This window comes from Pseudomonas sp. UFMG81 (assembly GCF_015354575.1).
Classification (GTDB): Bacteria; Pseudomonadota; Gammaproteobacteria; order Pseudomonadales; family Pseudomonadaceae; genus Aquipseudomonas.
On record NZ_JACAFQ010000015.1, the window covers coordinates 89,883 to 110,114 of the forward strand.

Genomic DNA, 20,232 nt, shown 5'->3' on the forward strand with positions numbered 1-20,232 from the left:
GCACATCCCATGAACCTACTCACGCGCATGCTGGCGCGCGGCAGCCTGGTGCTCGCCCATTCCGCCGGCAAGCTGCAACGCCTGCAGATGCGCCTTATGGCTGGGGAGCTGCAGGACGACCTGGAGCACTTCGAGCCCTATGGCCTTACCAGCCATCCGCACCCCGGCGCCGAGGGCATCGTCGCCTTCATCGGCGGTGACCGCTCCCACGGCGTGGTGCTGAACCTGAGCGATCGCCGCTACCGCTTGCAGGCCCTGGCACCGGGCGAGGTGGCGTTGTACACCGACGAGGGCGATCGCCTGCATTTCAAGCGCGGGCGCATCATCGACATCGACACCGCAACCCTGAACATCCGCGCCAGCACCGCGGTGAACATCGAGTCGCCGTTGCTCAGTCATAGCGGCCGCATCGTTTCCCAAGGCGACCAGGTGGCCGCCGGCATCAGCCAGGTGCAGCACGTGCACGGCGGCGTGCAGGGCGGCAACGGCCAGACCGGGAGGCCGGCATGAACCTGGCGCCCGCGCTCAAGGCGCGGTTGGAGCGCGCCGTGCTGATCAGCCTGTTCAGCTGGCGCCGCGCCGCGCCGGACGATCCGCTCGACGACGAACAGCGCCACGGCTGGTGGGGCGACAGCTTCCCGGATGTGGCCGACGACCGTATCGGTTCGCGGTTGTGGCTGCTGCAACGGGTCAAGCTGACCGAGCAGACCCGCCGCGACGCCGAGTTCTATGCCCGCGAGGCCTTGCAGTGGCTGATCGACGACGGCCATTGCCGTGCGCTCGAGGTGCGCGGCGAACGCCGTGGCCTGCAACGGCTGGCCTTGCTCACCACACTGGTGCTCGCCGACGGCGAGCGCCTGGAGATCAACCTGGGAGACGGCTGGCAGGTGAACTATGCCCTTTGAAACCCCCAATCTTGCGCAACTGATCGACCGCACCCAGAACGACCTGGGCCGCGCGCCGCTGCGCCGCGCCGACGGCCAGGTGCTGGCCCGGGCCATCAGCGGCGCCGCCTATGGCCTGTACGGCTACCTGGACTGGATTGCCGAGCAGATCCTGCCGGACAGCGCCGACGAGGACACCCTCGAGCGCATGGCGGCGCTGCGCCTCAAGCAACCGCGCAAAGCCGCCCAGCGTGCCACCGGCAAGGTGGCCTTCACGGCCCTAGCCGGCGCGCGCCTGGAGCCGGACACGCTGTTGCAGAGCGACGATGGCCGCAGCTACCGCATCAGCGAAACGCCGGTGCTGGTGGCCGGTGTCAACGCAGTCGCGGTCGAGGCCCTCGACCCCGGCAGCGAAGGCAATGCCGAGGCTGGGCTGGCCTTGTTCTCGGTACAGCCGGTGGCCGGTGTTGGTGGCCCCTTCAACGTGCTGGCGCCGGGCCTGCGTGGCGGTGTCGCGGTCGAGAGCCTGGAGGCCCTGCGGGCGCGCGTGATCCGCTCGTATCGGGTGATCCCCCATGGTGGCTCGGCCGACGACTACGTGACCTGGGCGCTGGAGTGCCCGGGCGTGACCCGCGCCTGGTGCCGGCGCAACTACCTCGGGCCGGGCACCGTGGGTGTGTTCGTGATGCGTGACGAGGATGCCGAGCCCTTGCCGGACGCTGCGCAGCTGGCGGCGGTGAAGACCTACATCGAGCCCTTGCGGCCGGTCACCGCCGAAGTGTTTGTGCTGGCCCCGTCGCCGGTCGCGGTGACCTACCGCCTGCGCCTTACCCCAGACAGCAGCGCCGTGCGCGCCGCCGTCGAGGCGCAACTGGCCGACCTGCACAAGCGCGAGGCCGAGCTGGGCGAGCCTTTGCTGCTCAGCCACATCCGCGAAGCCATCAGCGGTGCCAGCGGCGAGCGCGACCACCGCCTCGACTGGCCCAACGCCGATGTGCCGGCGCAGCCCAACCAGTTGCTGGTGTACGGAGGTTGCCAATGGCTGGCGTGAGAACCGCTGACGACTACCTCCAGCAACTGCGTGCCTTGCTGCCCAACGGCCCGGCCTGGGACCCGGAGCGGGTGCCGGAACTGGACCAGGTACTGGCCGGCGCCGCCGAGGAACTGGCGCGGGTGGACGGGCGCATCCGCGACCTGCTGTTCGAGATGGACCCGGCGACCTTCAGCGAGCTGGTGCCCGACTGGGAGCGGGTGATGCAACTGCCCGATGCCTGCCTCGGCCCGTCGGCGGCTTTCGAGGACCGCCGCCTGGCCGTGCGCCAGCGCTTGCTGGCGGTGGGCGGCCAGCACATCGCCTATTACCTGGAGCTGGCCCGTGGCCAGGGCTATCCGTCGCCGAGCATCACCGAGCACCAGGCGCCGCGTTTCGGCCGGGTGCGCTTTGGCCGGGACTGCTTCGGCACCTGGCAGGCGCAGTTCATCTGGACCTTGAACACCGGCGGGCGCCAGCGCCTGGGCCGGCGGTTTGGCGCCAGCTATTTCGGCGAGCGCTTCGGCGTCAACCCGGGCAATGCCCTGGAGTGCCTGATACGGCGCAGCGCACCGGCGCACACGCAGGTGCGGATCAATTACGACTAGAGGAGAGCAATGTGGATTATCCGAAAAGTGTGCCCAGCGTCGGGCTGGTGAACGGCAAGTTCGTCGACGAAAACCCCGCCACGGGGATGCCGGGGTCGCTGATTCCGGCGAGCTGGGGCAATGCGCTGACCGAGGAGGTGCTCAACGTCATTCGCTTGTCGGGCGGTACGCCTGACGAGGCGCGCAACGACCAGTTGTGGCAGTCGCTCAAGCAGTCGGGGCTAGGCCTGCGCCTGCCGGTATCGTCGCTGCCGCAGGCGGTGGTGCAGACCAGTGACGGGCGCTTGCCGGTCACGTCGCTGGCGGCGGCCGGCAGCGGCGGCAAGGTGGCCATCGCTGCCGGTGTGCCGATCGCCCTGTCGGAAAGCTACGGTGACGGTGCCTATGGCCGAGCCGGGGCCTTCGTCACCAGCGCCTGGAGCAGCGCCGACCTGCTGGCCAACAGCACTTACTTCCTGCGTGCGCAGGTGGTGTCGGGGGGCTTGCAGGTCTATGTGCAGCAGGGGACGTTGTTCGACACGGCGCCGGCGCTGCTCAAGGGCGACCCGCGTTCGGCAGCGGGGGGCGGCTACCCGAGTACCGCACTGGATGTGTGCCTGGCCTGGATCAGGACCGGGGCGACGGGAAGTGCGCCGACCGTGGTGACGGTGTACAACCGCGGCAGCTTGCTGTGGACGCAGAATCTCAATGGCACCGGTGTGGTGTACCTGCCGATGGATCCGCTGGCCCGTGGGGCGCGGCTGCTGGCGGCCAACGTCATTCCTCACCCTACCCAGGTAACTGGCTTGTCCTTCCCGGCTACAGGCTGGCTAGGATCGAACTATTCGTACCTCAACCCCACTGTGGGCAATACCATCTACAACCACGATGGCTGGAAAACTCCGTCGGGTTATGCCGTCTTCACCAACAATGTCGTCGGAGACGTGACCATTGCCAATGCCAACGTCAGTTTCGATCATGGGATCGGACGGTCATTGTGGAACCTCTACCAGGCCGAACACCTCTTCGGTGCTGCTGATGCGGCCAGCGACGAGCTTTTGTTCAGCATGGCGATGAAGGGCCATGCAGCACCGGAATATCAGACTGGCATCGCGCTCAACTTCGCCAGTGCCGTCAACCTGCAATTGGCATGGGAGCTGATTCGATGAAAGTCATCCAGGACGTACATGATCACGATGGCAAGCTGCTGCCGCCTGCGCCTTCGGAAAACCATATCTGGAGCGGCGAAACCTGGGTGCTCGATGCTCAGTTGCAGGCTCGCAACCTGGCCAACCGCCTACTGGCGCTGTGTGCCGACGTCGACCGTGCCGCCGACGGGGTACGGACCTCGCTTTCCGGCGATCCTTTGCGAGCCCTGGAGCATCAACTGGCCGCCGATGATGCCCACGCCTTCCTTGCCGCTGGTGCGCCTTCCACCGCCGTACCACTGGCCGTGCAGGCCTGGGTGACCGAACAGCGCACGGCCAGGCAGGCTGCCGAAGACATCGTGGCCAAGGCCCAGGCTTTCGATGAGCTGCTGTTGCAGGTTCGCGCATTGCGCCTGCAAGCCAAGGAGAACATCCGCGCCTGCGCTGATGTGGAACAGGCACGTAGCGCACGCGACCAGGCCCTCGAGTCACTGCGCCAACTACGCGCGCCAGGGCTGGAATGAGTGGCGGCGGATCCTGCTTGAGGTGAACGACCGGGAGGCTTTCCCGGTGCAGTTGGGCGTGCGTGCTTTCTATAGTCGGGCGCAGACAGGGCATATGCCTCAACTGCCGGGCCTTCCCGGCGCTCACCGCCCCGAGACCGCACCCATGCTCCACGATTTGCGCTGCGGCCAGTGCCACAAGCTGCTGGCCCGCATCACCTCCGCTTCCGAGCTCCAGATCAAGTGCGGCCGCTGCCGCACCCTGAATCATGTGAAAGCCACGCGCTTCGAGCCATCGCCCCTGAGCGAGCCACCGGCGGCACCTGCCGCCGTTCGACCCGTCCACCCTGGAGAATGCCTCGATGACGCTCACTGAACAGCAACTACGCCAGATCTACCCGCTTGCCGGCCAGCGTGCCGCGGCGTTCCTGCCGGCCCTCAATACGGCCATGGCCAACTGGGCCATCGACCACCCCAAGCGCATCGCTGCGTTCCTCGCCCAGGTCGGCCACGAGTCCGGGCAACTGCGTTACGTCAAGGAGCTGGGCGGCGAGCGCTATCTGGCGCGCTATGACACCGGTAGCCTGGCGTTGCGCCTGGGCAATACCCCCGAGGCCGATGGCGATGGCCAGCTGTACTGCGGCCGTGGCCTGATCCAGGTCACCGGGCGCAACAACTACCAGGCCTGCAGCCGTGCGCTGTTCGGCGACGAGCGCCTGCTGGCCCAGCCGCAGATGCTCGAACAGCCGCGTTGGGCGTGTGAGTCGGCGGCCTGGTTCTGGCACTCGCGGGGGCTCAACGCCCTGGCCGACCAGGGCGAGTTCAACCGCATCACGCGGCATATCAATGGCGGGTTGAATGGCCTGCCCGATCGTCTGGAACTGTGGCAGCGGGCCCGCGAGGTGCTGTGTTGAGCCGCCTGCAACTCGGCCTGTGGCTGGCGTCGATGTCAGCGTGCGCGGCTTTGGCCTGGCAGGTCCAGGCCTGGCGCTACGAGCGCGTGCTGGCGCAACAGCAGATCGAGCAGGTCGCCGCCTTCAACACCCAGCTGTTGGCCGAACGCGAACAGCGCCAGGTGCTCGAGCGGCGCCTGCATGACAACCAGACCCTTCATTACCAGGAGCTGACCGATGCCCAACAGACTCAGGCTCGCCTGCGTGATCGCCTTGCTACTGCCGATCTGCGGTTGTCGGTCCTGGTCGAGCGCGACGCCACCTGCGCCGCAGTGCCTGCCTCCGCCACCACCGGCGGCGTGGATCATGGCCCCGTACGCGCCCGACTTGACCCGGCGCATGCTCGACGAATTGTCGCCATCACCGACGACGGCGACCGCGGACTGATCGCCCTGCGTGCCTGCCAGGACTACGTACGTGCCCTAGCCAAGTGAGCCCTTGCCTGTGTGGGCGAGGGTGGTAGGGTAGGGCGCACTTCAGCCAGGAGTTCGCCATGGACCCGATCACCCCCCTTGCCACCCGACTGGGTGAACACCTGCGACGCCTCAACGCCCAGGTGACCACCGCTGAATCCTGCACCGGCGGCGGCATCGCCGAGGCCATCACCCGTATCCCCGGTAGCTCAGCGTGGTTTGAGGCGGGTTACGTCACCTATTCCAATGCCCAGAAGACACGCCAGCTGGACGTGCCCGAGCCCTTGTTCAGCCAGGTCGGCGCGGTCAGCCAGGAGGTGGTCGAGGCCATGGTCCGTGGCGCCCGGGCCGCCAGCGGTGCGCGTTTCGCCGTGGCGGTCAGCGGTGTGGCCGGGCCGGACGGCGGCTCGCCGGCCAAACCGGTGGGCACGGTGTGGCTGGCCTGGGCCGACGGCGAGCATGTGATCAGCGAACGGCGCCACTTCGACGGCGACCGCGAAGCGGTGCGGCGACAGACGGTAATCGCCGCGCTAGACGGCTTGTTACAGCTTGGCGCGGAGTAAATCGCCCGGCGGGGGTTTGCGCGAGCGATTCCCTGTGGAATAATACTGGCTACTTATACAGGTATTCCGGCCGTCAGGGCCACGTCGAACACGCGAGGATTTCAATGGACGACAACAAAAAGCGCGCCTTGGCTGCGGCCCTGGGTCAGATCGAACGCCAATTCGGCAAGGGCGCGGTCATGCGCATGGGCGACCACGAGCGCCAAGGCATCCCTGCTATCTCCACCGGCTCGCTGGGCCTGGATATCGCGCTCGGCATCGGCGGCCTGCCCAAAGGCCGTATCGTTGAAATCTACGGCCCGGAATCCTCCGGTAAAACCACGCTGACCCTGTCGGTCATCGCCGAGGCCCAGAAGAACGGCGCCACCTGCGCCTTCGTCGACGCCGAACACGCGCTGGACCCTGAATACGCCGGCAAGCTGGGCGTCAACGTCGACGACCTGCTGGTTTCGCAGCCGGACACCGGCGAGCAGGCCCTGGAAATCACCGACATGCTGGTGCGCTCCAACGCCGTCGACGTGATCATCGTCGACTCCGTGGCTGCCCTGGTCCCCAAGGCCGAGATCGAAGGCGAGATGGGCGACATGCACGTCGGCCTGCAGGCCCGCCTGATGTCCCAGGCGCTGCGCAAGATCACCGGTAACATCAAGAACGCCAACTGCCTGGTCATCTTCATCAACCAGATCCGCATGAAGATCGGCGTGATGTTCGGTAGCCCGGAAACCACCACCGGCGGTAACGCCCTGAAGTTCTACGCTTCGGTACGCCTGGACATCCGCCGTACCGGCGCGGTCAAGGAAGGCGACGAGGTGGTCGGCAGCGAAACCCGCGTCAAGATCGTCAAGAACAAGGTTTCGCCACCGTTCCGTCAGGCCGAGTTCCAGATCCTGTACGGCAAGGGCATCTACCGTAACGGCGAGGTCATCGACCTGGGCGTGGCCCACGGGTTCGTGGAAAAGGCCGGTGCCTGGTACAGCTACCAGGGCAACAAGATCGGCCAGGGCAAGGCCAACGCCGCCAAGTACCTGCAAGAGAACCCGGCCATCGGCGCCGAGATCGAGAAGCAGGTCCGCGAGAAGCTGCTCACCTCGGGCGCTGTCGCGGCTGCCGGCAAGGCTGCAGCTGCCGAAGCCGATGCCGACGACATGGCTGACGCCGACGCCGGCTATTGATCTGCCCCATGTCCGCCGTACTCGACACCCCCGTCGCCGTTCGGCGGACAGCCATGGACCTGCTCGCACGCCGCGAGCATGGTCGCGTCGAGCTGACGCGCAAGTTGCGCCAGCGCGGCGCGCCGGATGAGCTGATCGAGCCTGCGCTCGATCGGCTGGCCGAAGAAGGGCTGCTCAGTGAGGCCCGTTATCTCGAGAGTTTCATCCGTTATCGCTCCAGCGCCGGCTACGGCCCTGCGCGTATTTGCGAGGAGCTTGGCCAGCGCGGCCTCGCCCGTGGCGATATCGACCAGGCGCTACGTGAAAGCGAAGTGGACTGGGCGGCGCAGCTACGGGATGTCTGGCAGCGCAAGTTCGCCGGGCAACGTCCTCACGACCCGCGCAGCCGCGCGCAGCAGACGCGTTTTCTCGCCTACCGTGGTTTTTCCATGGATATGATCGGCCGGCTGCTCAGCGGCCGTGATCTCGACGACTACTGATGCCTCGCCTGGTCGCCTCTTGAGAGGCGGTCAGGCGGGGCATTTTTCGTTCAGCTCACCTTCAACGCCTCCCGGGCGCGTTGAGTGGTGTGCATCGGCTGGGGTTTGGCCCAGTTTTCCGGCAGGTTGATGAAGTCCACCAGTTCGCGCAGACGCCCTTGGTCGCGGCCATTGAAGGCGAACGTCAGGCGCGTCAGGTGGCTGTAGTTGCCCTGTTCGTGTTCGACGCCGCTATCAGGTTGCTGATGGTAGCGCCCGCTCAGGCGCAGGTCGGCGAAACCCTCCTCGATGTCGTGCAGCGCCGCTTCGCTCAGCGGGTGGTGCATGCGAATCACGAACTGGCTCTTCAACCAACGGCTGGAGTGGTAGTTGCTGTAGAACTGGTTGATCTCTTCCACCGCCTCGTCGGCACTGTGGACCAAGCGCACTAGCTTGAGGTCAGTGGGCAGGATGTAGCGGTTCTCTTCCAGCTGGCGGCTGATGAAGTCGAGGCAGTCACGCCAGAAACTACCCCCTGGCGAGTCCAGCAAAACGACGGGTACCAACGGGCTCTTGCCGGTCTGGATGAGGGTCAGCACTTCAAGTGCTTCATCGAGGGTGCCGAAGCCGCCTGGGCACAGCACCAGTGCGTCGGCCTCCTTGACGAAGAACAGTTTGCGAATGAAGAAGAAGTGGAACGGCAGCAGTTGGTCCGTGCCGCCGACCGTGGGGTTGGCATGCTGCTCGAAAGGCAGGGTGATGTTGAAACCCAGGCTGTGCCCGGTGCCGGCGCCTTCATGGGCGGCGGCCATGATGCCGCCGCCGGCACCGGTGATGACCATCAGGTCCGAGCGCGCCAGGGTGGCGCCCAACTCCCGGGCCAGGGCATACATCGGGTGCTCCAGGGGCGTGCGCGCCGAGCCGAACACCGTCACTTTGCGCCGGCCTTTGTAGCGCTCAAGGATGCGGAACGAATGGTCGAGCTCGCGCAGGGCCTGGAGGGTGATCTTGGCGTTCCAGCGATTACGGTCGTCGTGGGCCATGCGCAGGATGGTCAGCATCATGTCGCGGTACAGCGGCAGGTTGGGGCTGTTCGGTGCGACCAGTTGCAGTTGCTTGTCGATGTGCTCCAGGTCGATGCCATGTTCCCTGAAGTGGTTGAACAGCAGCTCATTCGGTTGGTAGGGCATTCAACGTCTCCTTCTGCAGCAAAACCTCTGACCGGGTCGATGGGGTAACCCGGCCGCGACACTGCGTGTGTCGCTGGCTGCCGTGGCCCGAGTGTGCGCCTCGAGCATTGCAGTAGGCCTTCAAGGCCGTGTTGCAGTGGTCAGTCCATCTTGTTGTGATTGTTGTGGGTGCTCGCTATCAATCTAGACGCTGGTGCGACCTTGCGCCGCCCCCAGTGAAAAACGGCCGCTGGTCGGCTCGCAGCCAGGCTGCGTGGGGCTTTGGTTTACTGGGAGGGGGTTGTGGGGCGCGATGCAGGAGGTAGCGGTATGCATCGGCTGGTAATCGAGGTGGATGGGCAACTGTTGCGGGTGCTGGCGCGAGAAGCGCAGGACCATCACTTGAGCCTGGAAGGCGAGTGTTTGCGCCGTTTGCAGGGCCACGAGCCGCATTCACGCTATGTACAGATCCTGTTGGCGGAATTGCGCGCCGATGAGGAACAGCGGCGCGCCCGCGCGAGCGATCAGCTCGCCTGAGTCACTTCTTCTTGCCGCCGGCCACGCAGCTGGCGGCGTCGAACGCCTGGTCCATGACTGGCTGGTTGGTCTTGTAGACCGTGAAGCGGTAGACCAGCACGGCGCCCTTGGACATCAGCTGGCGATAGCCATTGTTGCGGCACACGCTGTCACCCAACTGGCTGCGCACTTGCTGCGGGTTGGCCAGCATGCGTTGGGCATGCTCTTCGCGCACGCTCAGGTGGTTGACCAGCGCCTTGCCTTTCTCGACGGTGTAGCCCTGGTCGAGGATGTCTTCGTTGACGGCGCGTGGTGTGCCGACGCTGCTTTCCTTGGCGACCTTCTCCAGCATCTGGGTCAGCTCGTACTCCTGCTTGGAGGCCGCCTGGGCGGCGAGGGGCAGGGCGAGCAACAGGCTCAGGGTCGGGGCAATAAGACGCAGCATGAATCTCTCCTGGTTCGATGACTGGCGCTTGGACCTGCGCCGGCGGGTGGCGTTCCCTGCAACCGCAGGGTGTGCGGCCGCCAAAGGCACGATTATAAGGGAGCTGCCGAGCCGGCTGCACGGCAAATGACGCGGCTTCTGGTAGACTGGCGCTTTGTTGCAAGCTGAGTCCCGTCCAGTGTTTTTCCCACCCATCAATTCAGGCCTGCTGCCATGAGCCACGCGGTAGCGCGCTTGCGCGCCGAACGCCTGGCGCGCAGCGTCAAACCTTTTATCGCTCGTGGCTCGCGGGCCGAACGCTGCACGGACTGCCGGGTCATCGCCACGCACTGCCTGTGCGCCTGGAAGCCTCGAGTACAGGCCGACTCCGGCGTATGCCTGCTGATGCATGACACCGAGCCGTTGAAGCCGACCAATACTGGCTGGCTGATCGCTGACCTGATCGAGGATACCTCGGCCTTTGGCTGGCTGCGTACGTCGGTGGACGAGCAATTGCTGGCGCTGCTCGACAACCCGCAGTGGCAACCCTACATCGTCTTCCCCGGCGAGTTCGTCGCCCAGGAACGGGTGGTGAGCGAAGTGGTGCGCGAGCCCGGCAAACGGCCGCTGTTCATCCTGCTCGACGCCACCTGGACCGAAGCGCGCAAGATGTTCCGCAAGAGCCCGTATCTGGACCGTTTCCCGGTGCTGAGCCTGCAGGCCGAGCAGATGTCACGCTATCGCCTGCGCCGTTCCAAACGCGACGATCACTTCTGCACCGCGGAAGTGGCCGCCATGTGCCTGGACCTGGCCGGTGACAGCCAGGCATCCCAGGCCCTGGACGCCTACCTGGACGTGTTCAGCCTGCACTACCTCAGTGGCAAGCGTCGTTTGCCGTTGGATGAGCAGGACGAGGTCCACCAGCGTTTGCATACCTTCCTATAGTCCAAGGGGCAGGCCCGGCGGATTGGTTCATACTGTCGGGGCTGGCAGCCAGGGAGGCGGGGACGACCGGGCAATTGGCTTGACCACCCGGGACGTGCTCGGCATCCTTGGCGCCGATTCGGCCACGACGAAGCTGCTGTTACCCCGGACTTCGCCGTGCCATCCCGGCCGGCGGCCCTGCCGCTTGCGCCTTGAGTTGCCCGCCAGGCACACCCCCTACCCCCGCGCCTGGCACAGAACAGGATCCATAGATCGATGGCCACGTACGAAATCCTGATTGCCGATGACCACCCATTGTTCCGCAGCGCGCTGCGTCAGGCCGTAACCCTCGGCCTGGGCCCGGACGTGCGCCTGGTCGAAGTGGCGAGTATCGCCGAGCTGGAAACCAGCCTTACGGAAAAATCCGATTGGGACCTGGTCCTGCTGGACCTCAACATGCCGGGTGCCTATGGCTTCTCTGGGCTGGTCCTGCTGCGTGGGCAATACCCGCAAATCCCGGTGGTGATGGTGTCGGCGCAGGAAGAAGCGGCCGTCGTGGTGAAGTCCCGCGAATTCGGTGCCAGCGGTTTCATTCCCAAGTCCAGCGAACTGAGCAAGATCCAGGAAGCGGTGCGCAACGTACTCGACGGCGATGTGTGGTGGCCGCCCCAGGCATTCGAAAAAGTCGATGTATCGGCCGAGGCCAAGGCGGCCAGCGAAGGTTTGGCCAGTCTCACGCCGCAACAGTTCCGGGTGCTGACCATGGTTTGCGAAGGCCTGCTGAACAAGCAGATCGCCTATGAGCTGAATGTGTCGGAAGCGACCATCAAGGCCCACGTGACCGCGATCTTCCGCAAGCTTGGGGTGCGCACGCGGACCCAGGCGGCGTTGCTGCTGCAACAACTTGAATCGGTTTCGGCCAGCTAACTGCCCGCGCCTTCACGCTTTTTTGACCCGGCCTGGTCTAGCCTGCCGGCCTTTTCTCGGTGAAGTGACTGACACATGTCGCCATTCAAGGGCCAGACCGGCCTCAAACGAATTTTCAATGCCGCCGGCTATTCGCTGGATGGCCTGCGTACCGCCTTCAAGGGCGAGGCTGCCTTCCGCCAGTTGGTGCTGCTCAACGTGCTGCTGATCCCCACTGCCTTCTGGTTGCCGGTAAGCCGCGTGGAGCGGGCGATACTCATTGCGGTGTGCCTGCTGGGGCTGATCGTCGAGTTGCTGAATTCGGCGGTGGAGGCGGCCATCGACCGCATTTCGCTGGAGCGCCACCCGTTGTCGAAGAACGCCAAGGACATGGGCAGCGCCGCGCAGTTGGTGGCGATGACCATGGTGGCGGTGGTCTGGGGCGTGATCCTGCTGGGGTAACCTTCAGGCAATCGGCGGCAGGACGATTTCGTCGCTGCGCTGCACTCCGGCGGTGAAGCTGCGGCACAGTTCGAGGAACTCGCGCATGGCCGAGGTCTGGTACTTCTGCTTGTGCCAGATGAAGTAGAACTGCCGCGCCAGGTCCAGGGCCGGGGTTTCCACCGGCACCAGGCTGCCGCGGCGGAAGGCGTCGCGCAGGGCCAGGCGTGAGATGCAACCAATCCCCAATCCCGACTCGACGGCGCGCTTGATTGCTTCGGTGTGCTCTAGCTCCAGGCGGATGTTGAGGTTGGCGCGATGATGGCGCATGGCCTGGTCGAAGGTCAGGCGGGTGCCCGACCCCTGCTCGCGCAGAATCCAGGCTTCGTGGGCGAGCTGCTCGATGCTGGCGTGGCCGGCCTTCGCCAGGGGATGCTGCGGCGCACAGAACACCACCAGTTCATCCTCCACCCACGGCTGCACTTCCAGGTCGGGGTGGTTGCAGTCGCCTTCGATTAGACCCAGGTCAATTTCGTAATGGGCCACCTGTTGCACGATATGCGCAGTGTTCTGCACATGCAGCTTGACCTGGCTCTCCGGGTGCACCTGCATGAAGCTGCCGATCAATAGCGTGGCCAGGTAGTTGCCGATGGTCAGCGTGGCACCCACCGCAAGCGAGCCGAACCCCGACTTGCCGTTGAGCAGGTCTTCGATCTCCTTGGCCTGGTCGAGCAGGGCCACGGCCTGGGGCAGCAGTTGATGGCCCAGGGCATTGAGGCTCAGGCGCTTGCCGGCGCGGTCGAACAGCTGGCAGCTGGACTGGCGCTCGAGTTCGGTGATCGAGGTGCTGGCGGCCGATTGCGACAGGGCCAGCACGCCGGCGGCCCGCGACACGCTCTGGTGCTGGGCGACGGCAACGAAGACCTGGAGTTGACGAAGAGTGAATCGCATATCTATATAACCGATAACACATATCTTGATAATTCAGTTAACAGATATTGTCGCTGCCCCTAAACTATCGCGCAACTGTGCGTCTTGTGCGCGCTGCGTTTTTCTTCAGGAGCCCCCTAGATGAGCAACATGAACCACGAACGTGTCCTCAGTGTTCACCACTGGAACGACACCCTGTTCAGCTTCAAGTGCACCCGCGACCCGGGCCTGCGCTTCGAGAACGGTCAGTTCGTGATGATCGGCCTGCAGCAGGACAGCGGCCGTCCGCTCATGCGCGCCTATTCCATCGCCTCGCCGAACTGGGAAGAGCACCTGGAGTTCTTCAGCATCAAGGTGCCGGACGGCCCGCTGACCTCCCAGCTGCAGCACCTGAAGGAAGGCGACGAGATCATCATCAGCAAGAAGCCCACCGGCACGCTGGTGCTCGACGACCTGAACCCGGGCAAGCACCTGTACCTGCTGAGCACCGGCACTGGCCTGGCGCCATTCATGAGCGTCATCCAGGACCCCGAGACCTACGAGCGTTTCGAGAAGGTCATCCTGGTCCACGGCGTGCGCTACGTGAACGAAGTCGCCTACCGCGAGTTCATCACCGAGCACCTGCCGCAGAACGAGTTCTTCGGCGAGTCGGTGCGCGACAAGCTGATCTACTACCCCACCGTGACCCGCGAGCCGTTCGAGAACCAGGGCCGTCTGACCGACCTGATGCGCAGCGGCAAGCTGTTCAGCGACATCGGCCTGCCACCGATCAACCCGCAGGACGACCGCGCGATGATCTGCGGCAGCCCGAGCATGCTCGACGAGACCAGCGAAGTGCTCGACAGCTTCGGCCTGAAGATCTCGGCGCGCATGCGTGAGCCGGGTGACTACCTGATTGAGCGTGCTTTCGTCGAGAAGTAAGGCGAACGCGGCAAACGAAAAACGCAGGCCTTGGCCTGCGTTTTTTTTGCCTGGAGCTTTTGCGTTCGGTCAGTGGCGGCCTCTTCGCGGGCAAGCCCGCTCCCACAGGGTATCCACAAGCCTGGAAACCGCGTAGATCCTGTGGGAGCGGGTTTACCCGCGAAGAGGCCGGAACAGAAAACCGATGAAGCTCAGGCTTCGCGCACGACTTCCAGCACCCGGATGGTATCGATCGCTGGGTAGTGCCAGCGCACCTGTACATCCCAGAACCTGACCCCATACACGCGCTCTGGCGGTGGCACCTGGTACGCTGGCCGCGGATCCTGCGCCAGGCACTGCTCGATCAACGCCACCAGCGGCTCGCCCAGGCGCAGCGCGTGTTCGCGAGCCTGGGGCAGGGCGGTGTCGCTCCACTGCACGGCTATGGGCTCGGGCGCAGCGCCAGCCATCTGGTTGGTCGCCTGAAGAATGCTGTCGGCATACGGCACATACGGCTTGATATCCAGCACCGGCGTACCGTCGAGCAGGTCGATGCCGGACAACAGCAGGCGCCCGGGTTCGACGCCTTCCAGGCGTACCACCGATTGGCCGATGCCATTGGGGCGGTGGGTGGCGCGGGTGGCGAACACACCCATGCTCTTGTTGCCACCCAGGCGCGGTGGGCGCACCTTCAGCCGTGGCTTTTCTTCCAGCGCCTCGTGGAACAGGAACAGCAACCACACGTGACTGACCTGCTCCAGCCCCTGCACCGCATCGCCCTGGTCGAAAGGTGGCAGCAGTTCCAGCACGCCGCGCGCCGCTGGCGCGAGTTGCGGTTGGCGCGGGATGGCGAACTTCTCCTTGAAGCAGGAGCGGACGATACCAACCGGCGAGACCGTGTGTTGCATCAGCCACGCACGCGTTGGGTGAGGCCTTTGAGGAAGTTGCGCAGCAGCTGGTCGCCGCAAGGGCGGTAGTTGTCGTGGCCGACTTTACGGAACAGCGCGCTGAGCTCGGGCTTGGACACTGGGAAGTTGACCGCCTTGAGCACTGCGTGCAGGTCGTCTTCCTTCAGCTCGAAGGCCACCCGCAGTTTCTTGAGGATGGTGTTGTTGGTCACCGGCAGCTCGATCGGCTGTGGCGGGCGGCTGTCGTCGCGCCCGCGGCGGTGGATCACCAGGCCATCGAGAAAATGGGCCATGACCTTGTCCGGGCACTGCACGAAGCCGGGTTCCTCTTCCTTCTTCACGTAGCTGGCGATGGCCTCTGCGCTGACCTGCAGGCCAGTCAGGCCGATGATCTCGGCCATCTTCTGGTCGTTGGCCTTGATCATGTAGCGCAGGCTACGCATGACGTCGTTATGGTTCATTGCAGCAAATCCTGTTCAAGCGCCGCACCCATCCGCGCGGCGGTAATGCTAGAAACGTTCGGTGGCGGCCACGTAGCGCCATTGCCCCAGGGGCAGCTTGCCCATGGACACGCCCCCCAGGCGGATGCGGCGCATGCCCAGCACCTTGAGGCCGGCGGTTTCGCACAGTTGTTCGATGACACCGGGTTGTGGGTTTTTCACCACCATGCGCAGGTGCTGTTCGTTCTGCCAACTGGCCTTGGCCTTCGGCAGTTCGACACCCTTGCGTTCAACGCCACGGGCCAGGCGTTCCAGGGCGCCGGGTTTGGCCTCGCCACTGACCTGGACGATGTATTCCTGCTCCATGCGGCGCAGGTCGGCATCGAGCTTGCGGGTTACCCGCCAGTCCTGGGTGAACAGCTGCAGGCCGCTGGCGCCGGGCAACAGCGGGGCGATGCACGCCTGGCGCACGAAATGCCCGTGCAGCGGGCGTACGCCTTCGCGATGGGCCTCGCTCAAGCTGGCCATGCCCATCCCGGCCTGGGCACTGGCGACGTCCTGGCCGGCCTGCTGGTTGAGCAACAGCGTCACCGGTTCCAGCGCCTCGGCGCGGGCGCCGGGCAGCAGTTCGACACGCTGGTCGCCCACCTTGAACTGTGGCTGTTCGACCACCACGCCGTCGACCGTGACCCAACCGCCCTCGATATACAGTTCGGCCTCTCGGCGCGAGCAGCCAAGCTGCTCGACAAGGCGTTTGGACAGGCGGATGGAGTCGGACATGGACAATGGCTTCACAGGGCAGGAAAAGGCGCCATTGTACCTGCCCCGGCACGCTTGCGGCGGCAAATCGGTGTCATTTGCGCCATTTCGCTGATGAGTGTGTGTGCCCCGGCGCCAGGCGCATGTGCAGCAGGGGGTAGGGTTGCCCGAGGCCGTCCGTCTCAGAGCGGCCGATCACCTCGAAGCCCTCGTGCAGATAGAAACCCAGGGCCTGCGGGTTCTGCTCGTTGACGTCCAGGCGCTCGGCGTTCAGCTCGGCCACGGCATGGCGCAGCAAGCGCTGGCCGACGCCCTGGCCGCGAAAGCGTGGGTCGACGAACAGCAAGTCGACGCGATGATTGGCCACACCGGCGAAGCCCAGGATATGCCCCTGACCATCCTTGCAACAGACCAGCATCACCGCGTCCAGGTACTTGCCCAGCACATGCTCGCGCAGCAGCTGAATGTAGCCTTCAGGCAGGAAGTTATGGGTGGCGCGCACCGCGTCTTCCCAGATCCGCGCCAGCTCCGGGTAGTCGCTGTAGCGCGGCGTGTGCAAGGTCTGCAATGGCTTCATCCTGGCCGGCTCCGGTGCGTGATGCCCATTGCACAAACATAGATGCAAAAAAATACCCCGCCACTGGGCGGGGTATCTTCATTGCGCAAAGCTCGATCAGACCGGCTCGGCCCACATGTCGTACTCATCGGCATCGACGATGCGGCAGCGCACCTTGTCGCCCGGCTTGAAACCGTGGTCGCCATCGATGAACACGCTGCCGTCGATTTCCGGTGCGTCGAAGAAGCTGCGGCCTACCGAGCCCTGTTCCTCGACTTCGTCGATCAGCACTTCGATTTCCTTGCCGATGCGCAGTTGCAGGCGGGCGGTGCTGATGGCCTGCTGGTGAGCCATGAAGCGGTCCCAGCGGTCTTGTTTGACCTCGTCCGGCACTTCGTCAAGGCCCAGATCGTTGGCCGGTGCGCCTTCGACCGGGGAGTACTGGAAGCAGCCCACGCGGTCGAGCTGGGCTTCGGTCAGCCAGTCGAGCAGGTACTGGAAGTCTTCTTCGGTCTCGCCAGGGAAGCCGACGATGAAGGTCGAACGGATCACCAGCTCCGGGCACTGCTCGCGCCAGCTCTTGATGCGGGCCAGGGTGCGGTCTTCGAAGGCCGGGCGCTTCATCGACTTGAGCACCTTGGGGCTGGCGTGCTGGAACGGGATGTCCAGGTACGGCAGGATCTTGCCGGCAGCCATCAGCGGGATCACGTCGTCGACGTTCGGGTACGGATACACGTAGTGCAGGCGCACCCAGGCGCCCAGGCTGCTCAGCGCTTCGCACAGCTCGAGCATGCGGGTCTTGACCGGGCGGCCGTTCCAGAAGTCGGTCTTGTACTTGACGTCCACGCCGTAGGCGCTGGTGTCCTGGGAGATCACCAGGATCTCCTTGACGCCGGCCTTGACCAGGCGCTCGGCTTCGCTGAGCACTTCACCGACCGGGCGGCTGACCAGCTTGCCGCGCATCGACGGAATGATGCAGAAGCTGCAGCTGTGGTTGCAGCCTTCGGAGATCTTCAGGTAGGCGTAGTGGCGCGGGGTGAGCTTGACGCCTTGCGGGGGCACCAGGTCGATCAGCGGGTTGTGGTCCTGGCGTGGAGGCACCACTTCGTGCACGGCGTTGACCACTTGCTCGTACTGCTGGGGGCCGGTGACCGACAGCACGCTGGGGTGCACGTCACGGATGCTGCCTTCCTCGACACCCATGCAGCCGGTGACGATGACCTTGCCGTTTTCCTTGATGGCTTCGCCAATCACTTCCAGCGACTCGGCCTTGGCGCTGTCGATGAAGCCGCAGGTGTTGACCACCACCACGTCGGCGTCCTCGTAGGTGGGCACGACTTCATAGCCTTCCATGCGCAGCTGGGTGAGGATGCGCTCGGAATCGACCAGGGCCTTGGGGCAGCCCAGGGAGACGAAGCCGACCTTCGGGGTGGCGGGAGTGGTGGACATGGCTAACCTCGGTATTGAATACAGGTCGCCCGGCCGGTAACGGGGGCGATCCTGGCGGACGCTTTTGGCGCCTCTGATCAAAAAGTGCGCAATTCTAGCGAGCAGAGGGGCGCTTTACCAGCAGAAATACGACGAACGCTGCGCTATGCTTCGCGCCGTTGCGCGGGGGCATCGGGGATGCCTTGGCGTGGGTGTCAATTCAAACGGTCTAACAGGCCTTCTGCGGGAGTGGTCGATGGTTCAGGCAAGCAGTCACGCCGAAGGCGGGCAGGGCGCGACACGGTCGTTGGGCCTGCTCGTGGCAGCTGTCGGGGTGGTCTATGGCGATATCGGCACCAGCCCGTTGTATACCCTCAAAGAGGTCTTCACCGGCGGTTACGGCGTGCCGGTCAACCATGATGGCGTGCTGGGGATCCTGTCGCTGATCCTCTGGTCGTTGTTGTGGGTGGTTTCGTTCAAGTACGTGATGTTCATCCTGCGCGCCGACAACCAGGGCGAGGGCGGCACCATGGCGCTCACCGCGCTGGCGCGGCGGGCCACGGCCAACTACCCGAAACTGCGGACGCTGATGGTCATCTGCGGCTTGATCGGCGCTTCGCTGTTCTACGGCGACAGCATGATCACCCCGGCGGTGTCGGTGCTGTCGGCGGTAGAGGGCATGGGCCTGGCGTTCGACGGCATCGACCACTGGGTGGTGCCGATCTCGCTGGTGGTGCTGGTGGCGCTGTTCCTGGTGCAGAAGCACGGCACCGAGAAGATCGGCAAGCTGTTCGGCCCGATCATGGTCACCTGGTTCGTGGTGCTGGGGGCCTTGGGGGTGCATGGCATTTCGCAAAGCCCGGAAGTGCTCAAGGCTTTCAATCCGTGGTGGGCGTTGAACTTCTTCATCGTTCACCCAGGCATGGGTGTAGCGATCCTGGGCGCGGTGGTGCTGGCGCTGACCGGTGCCGAGGCGCTGTACGCCGACATGGGCCACTTTGGCCGTAAACCGATTGCCCGCGCCTGGTTCGCCTTGGTGTTGCCGGCGCTGGTGCTCAATTATTTTGGCCAGGGCGCGATCCTGCTGCAGAACCCCGACGCGGCGCGCAACCCGTTCTACCTGTTGGCACCGAGCTGGGCCTTGCTGCCGCTGGTCGGGCTGGCCACCATGGCCACGGTGATCGCCTCGCAGGCGGTGATTTCCGGAGCGTTCTCGCTGACCCGCCAGGCCATTCAGCTTGGCTACATTCCGCGCATGCAGATCCAGCACACCTCCAGCGACGAGCAGGGGCAGATCTATATCGGTGCGGTGAACTGGACGCTGATGGTCGGCGTGGTGCTGCTGGTGATCGGTTTCGAGTCGTCCGGCGCCCTGGCGGCGGCCTACGGCGTAGCGGTGACCGGCACCATGCTGATGACCACGATATTGGTGTCGGCGGTGATGTTGCTGCTGTGGAAGTGGCCACCGGTGCTGGCGGTGCCGATCCTGCTGGGCTTTCTGTTCGTTGACGGGTTGTTCTTCGCCGCCAACGTGCCGAAGATCGTCCAGGGCGGCGCCTTCCCGGTGCTGGCGGGGGGCGTGCTGTACCTGCTGATGAGCACCTGGAAGCGCGGCAAGCAGATCCTGGTCGAGCGCATCGACGAAGGCGCGCTGCCGCTGCCGCTGTTCATCAGCAGCATCCGCGTGCAGCCGCCGCACCGAGTCGAGGGCACCGCGGTGTTCCTCACCGCGCGTTCGGACGCGGTGCCCCACGCGCTGCTGCACAACATGCTGCACAACCAGGTGCTGCACAGCCAGGTGGTGCTGCTGACGGTGGTCAGTGAAGATCGGCCACGGGTGCCGGAGCATGAGCGATTCGAGGTGGAAGCCTATGGCGACGGGTTCTTCCGGGTGCTGTTGCACTTCGGCTTCATGGACGAGCCGGACGTGCCGGCGGCGTTGAAGCTGTGCCATCTTGATGCGCTGGATTTCAGCCCGATGCGCACCACCTATTTCCTCAGTCGGGAGACGGTGATCGCTTCACGGTTGGAGGGGATGTCGCGCTGGCGGGGGAACCTGTTCGCGTTCCTGCTGAAGAACGCCAACGGCAACCTGAGGTTCTTCAACCTGCCGCTCAATCGGGTGATCGAGTTGGGGACGCAGGTCGAGATCTGAGATCGTATGGGGCTGCTTTGCAGCCCCTTCGCCGGCAAGCCGGCTCCTACAGGGGCATGCACTCG

At 64.9% G+C, this 20,232-nt stretch carries 26 protein-coding genes; 18 read left to right on the top strand and 8 right to left on the bottom strand.

The window, feature by feature from the left end:
* Positions 1–9 precede the first annotated feature (9 nt).
* The 12 genes from IX761_RS13735 (at position 10) to recX (ending at position 7,732) form a co-directional block, all read left to right on the top strand.
* Positions 10–510 (top strand): phage baseplate assembly protein V, encoded by a 501-nt coding sequence (locus tag IX761_RS13735; RefSeq protein WP_194790118.1) that lies wholly within the window; start codon positions 10–12, stop codon positions 508–510.
* Positions 507–905 (top strand): phage GP46 family protein, encoded by a 399-nt coding sequence (locus IX761_RS13740; RefSeq protein ID WP_194790119.1) that lies wholly within the window; start codon positions 507–509, stop codon positions 903–905. The genes IX761_RS13735 and IX761_RS13740 overlap by 4 nt, the downstream gene beginning before the upstream one ends.
* On the top strand, positions 895–1,935 hold the full coding sequence (locus IX761_RS13745; protein ID WP_194790120.1) for a baseplate J/gp47 family protein: 1,041 nt from the start codon (positions 895–897) through the stop codon (positions 1,933–1,935). Before IX761_RS13740 ends, IX761_RS13745 begins: the two co-directional genes overlap by 11 nt.
* Entirely contained in the window at positions 1,923–2,522 is a 600-nt protein-coding gene (locus tag IX761_RS13750) for a YmfQ family protein (RefSeq protein ID WP_194790121.1), read from the top strand. The genes IX761_RS13745 and IX761_RS13750 overlap by 13 nt, the downstream gene beginning before the upstream one ends.
* Before the next feature lie 11 nt (positions 2,523–2,533).
* Positions 2,534–3,670: a phage tail protein gene (locus IX761_RS13755; protein ID WP_194790122.1), complete on the top strand. Its 1,137-nt coding sequence runs from the start codon at positions 2,534–2,536 to the stop codon at positions 3,668–3,670.
* On the top strand, positions 3,667–4,173 hold the full coding sequence (locus IX761_RS13760) for a phage tail protein (protein ID WP_194790123.1): 507 nt from the start codon (positions 3,667–3,669) through the stop codon (positions 4,171–4,173). Before IX761_RS13755 ends, IX761_RS13760 begins: the two co-directional genes overlap by 4 nt.
* 145 nt (positions 4,174–4,318) lie before the next feature.
* A complete protein-coding gene (locus IX761_RS13765) occupies positions 4,319–4,528 on the top strand; it encodes a Com family DNA-binding transcriptional regulator (RefSeq protein ID WP_194790124.1) in 210 nt (69 codons plus the stop codon).
* Entirely contained in the window at positions 4,515–5,066 is a 552-nt protein-coding gene (locus IX761_RS13770) for a glycoside hydrolase family 19 protein (RefSeq protein ID WP_194790125.1), read from the top strand. The genes IX761_RS13765 and IX761_RS13770 overlap by 14 nt, the downstream gene beginning before the upstream one ends.
* Before the next feature lie 32 nt (positions 5,067–5,098).
* Positions 5,099–5,539, top strand: a complete 441-nt coding sequence (locus tag IX761_RS13775; protein ID WP_194790213.1) for a lysis system i-spanin subunit Rz — start codon at positions 5,099–5,101, stop codon at positions 5,537–5,539.
* A 59-nt stretch (positions 5,540–5,598) separates the two neighbouring features.
* Positions 5,599–6,081 (top strand): CinA family protein, encoded by a 483-nt coding sequence (locus IX761_RS13780; protein WP_194790126.1) that lies wholly within the window; start codon positions 5,599–5,601, stop codon positions 6,079–6,081.
* A 104-nt stretch (positions 6,082–6,185) separates the two neighbouring features.
* The gene (gene recA, locus IX761_RS13785) at positions 6,186–7,253 is read left to right on the top strand and encodes a recombinase RecA (protein ID WP_194790127.1); all 1,068 of its coding nucleotides are present in this window, start codon (positions 6,186–6,188) and stop codon (positions 7,251–7,253) included.
* A gap of 8 nt (positions 7,254–7,261) precedes the next feature.
* Positions 7,262–7,732, top strand: coding sequence for a recombination regulator RecX (gene recX, locus IX761_RS13790; RefSeq protein ID WP_194790128.1), 471 nt, complete (start codon positions 7,262–7,264; stop codon positions 7,730–7,732).
* A gap of 50 nt (positions 7,733–7,782) precedes the next feature.
* Here recX and IX761_RS13795 read toward each other — a convergent pair whose 3' ends face one another.
* Positions 7,783–8,901 carry an LOG family protein gene (locus IX761_RS13795; protein ID WP_194790129.1) on the bottom strand — a complete coding sequence of 373 codons (1,119 nt, stop codon included), beginning with the start codon at positions 8,899–8,901 and terminating at the stop codon, positions 7,783–7,785.
* 309 nt (positions 8,902–9,210) lie between these two features.
* Here IX761_RS13795 and IX761_RS13800 point away from each other — a divergent pair, with 309 nt between their 5' ends.
* Positions 9,211–9,417: a hypothetical protein gene (locus IX761_RS13800; protein WP_194790130.1), complete on the top strand. Its 207-nt coding sequence runs from the start codon at positions 9,211–9,213 to the stop codon at positions 9,415–9,417.
* A 1-nt stretch (position 9,418) separates the two neighbouring features.
* Here IX761_RS13800 and IX761_RS13805 read toward each other — a convergent pair whose 3' ends face one another.
* The gene (locus tag IX761_RS13805; RefSeq protein WP_194790131.1) at positions 9,419–9,841 is read right to left on the bottom strand and encodes a quorum-sensing-regulated virulence factor family protein; all 423 of its coding nucleotides are present in this window, start codon (positions 9,839–9,841) and stop codon (positions 9,419–9,421) included.
* 213 nt (positions 9,842–10,054) lie between these two features.
* Between IX761_RS13805 and IX761_RS13810 the strand changes: the two genes are divergently transcribed.
* The 3 genes from IX761_RS13810 to IX761_RS13820 all read left to right on the top strand — a co-directional run bounded on the left by IX761_RS13810 (position 10,055) and on the right by IX761_RS13820 (position 12,112).
* Positions 10,055–10,765 (top strand): tRNA-uridine aminocarboxypropyltransferase, encoded by a 711-nt coding sequence (locus IX761_RS13810; RefSeq protein ID WP_194790132.1) that lies wholly within the window; start codon positions 10,055–10,057, stop codon positions 10,763–10,765.
* A 255-nt stretch (positions 10,766–11,020) separates the two neighbouring features.
* Positions 11,021–11,671 carry a response regulator transcription factor ErdR gene (gene erdR / locus IX761_RS13815; RefSeq protein ID WP_194790133.1) on the top strand — a complete coding sequence of 217 codons (651 nt, stop codon included), beginning with the start codon at positions 11,021–11,023 and terminating at the stop codon, positions 11,669–11,671.
* 75 nt (positions 11,672–11,746) lie between these two features.
* Positions 11,747–12,112 (top strand): diacylglycerol kinase, encoded by a 366-nt coding sequence (locus IX761_RS13820; RefSeq protein ID WP_194790134.1) that lies wholly within the window; start codon positions 11,747–11,749, stop codon positions 12,110–12,112.
* A 3-nt stretch (positions 12,113–12,115) separates the two neighbouring features.
* Here the strand turns inward: IX761_RS13820 and finR are convergent, their stop codons facing one another.
* Positions 12,116–13,042, bottom strand: a complete 927-nt coding sequence (gene finR, locus IX761_RS13825) for a LysR family transcriptional regulator FinR (RefSeq protein ID WP_194790135.1) — start codon at positions 13,040–13,042, stop codon at positions 12,116–12,118.
* A 120-nt stretch (positions 13,043–13,162) separates the two neighbouring features.
* On the opposite strand from finR, the gene fpr reads away from it, so the two are divergent.
* Positions 13,163–13,942 (top strand): ferredoxin-NADP reductase, encoded by a 780-nt coding sequence (gene fpr / locus IX761_RS13830; RefSeq protein WP_046856781.1) that lies wholly within the window; start codon positions 13,163–13,165, stop codon positions 13,940–13,942.
* 191 nt (positions 13,943–14,133) lie between these two features.
* Here the strand turns inward: fpr and tsaA are convergent, their stop codons facing one another.
* The 5 genes from tsaA to rimO form a co-directional block, all read right to left on the bottom strand.
* Complete coding sequence (gene tsaA, locus IX761_RS13835) at positions 14,134–14,829, bottom strand: tRNA (N6-threonylcarbamoyladenosine(37)-N6)-methyltransferase TrmO (RefSeq protein ID WP_194790136.1); 696 nt, start codon at positions 14,827–14,829, stop codon at positions 14,134–14,136.
* On the bottom strand, positions 14,829–15,290 hold the full coding sequence (locus tag IX761_RS13840) for a DUF1456 family protein (protein WP_194790137.1): 462 nt from the start codon (positions 15,288–15,290) through the stop codon (positions 14,829–14,831). Before IX761_RS13840 ends, tsaA begins: the two co-directional genes overlap by 1 nt.
* 48 nt (positions 15,291–15,338) lie before the next feature.
* On the bottom strand, positions 15,339–16,049 hold the full coding sequence (locus IX761_RS13845) for an rRNA pseudouridine synthase (RefSeq protein ID WP_194790138.1): 711 nt from the start codon (positions 16,047–16,049) through the stop codon (positions 15,339–15,341).
* A gap of 73 nt (positions 16,050–16,122) precedes the next feature.
* The gene (locus IX761_RS13850; RefSeq protein WP_194790139.1) at positions 16,123–16,605 is read right to left on the bottom strand and encodes a GNAT family N-acetyltransferase; all 483 of its coding nucleotides are present in this window, start codon (positions 16,603–16,605) and stop codon (positions 16,123–16,125) included.
* A gap of 96 nt (positions 16,606–16,701) precedes the next feature.
* A complete protein-coding gene (rimO, locus tag IX761_RS13855) occupies positions 16,702–18,033 on the bottom strand; it encodes a 30S ribosomal protein S12 methylthiotransferase RimO (protein ID WP_194790140.1) in 1,332 nt (443 codons plus the stop codon).
* 235 nt (positions 18,034–18,268) lie between these two features.
* Here rimO and IX761_RS13860 point away from each other — a divergent pair, with 235 nt between their 5' ends.
* The gene (locus tag IX761_RS13860; protein ID WP_194790141.1) at positions 18,269–20,167 is read left to right on the top strand and encodes a potassium transporter Kup; all 1,899 of its coding nucleotides are present in this window, start codon (positions 18,269–18,271) and stop codon (positions 20,165–20,167) included.
* Positions 20,168–20,232 lie beyond the last annotated feature (65 nt).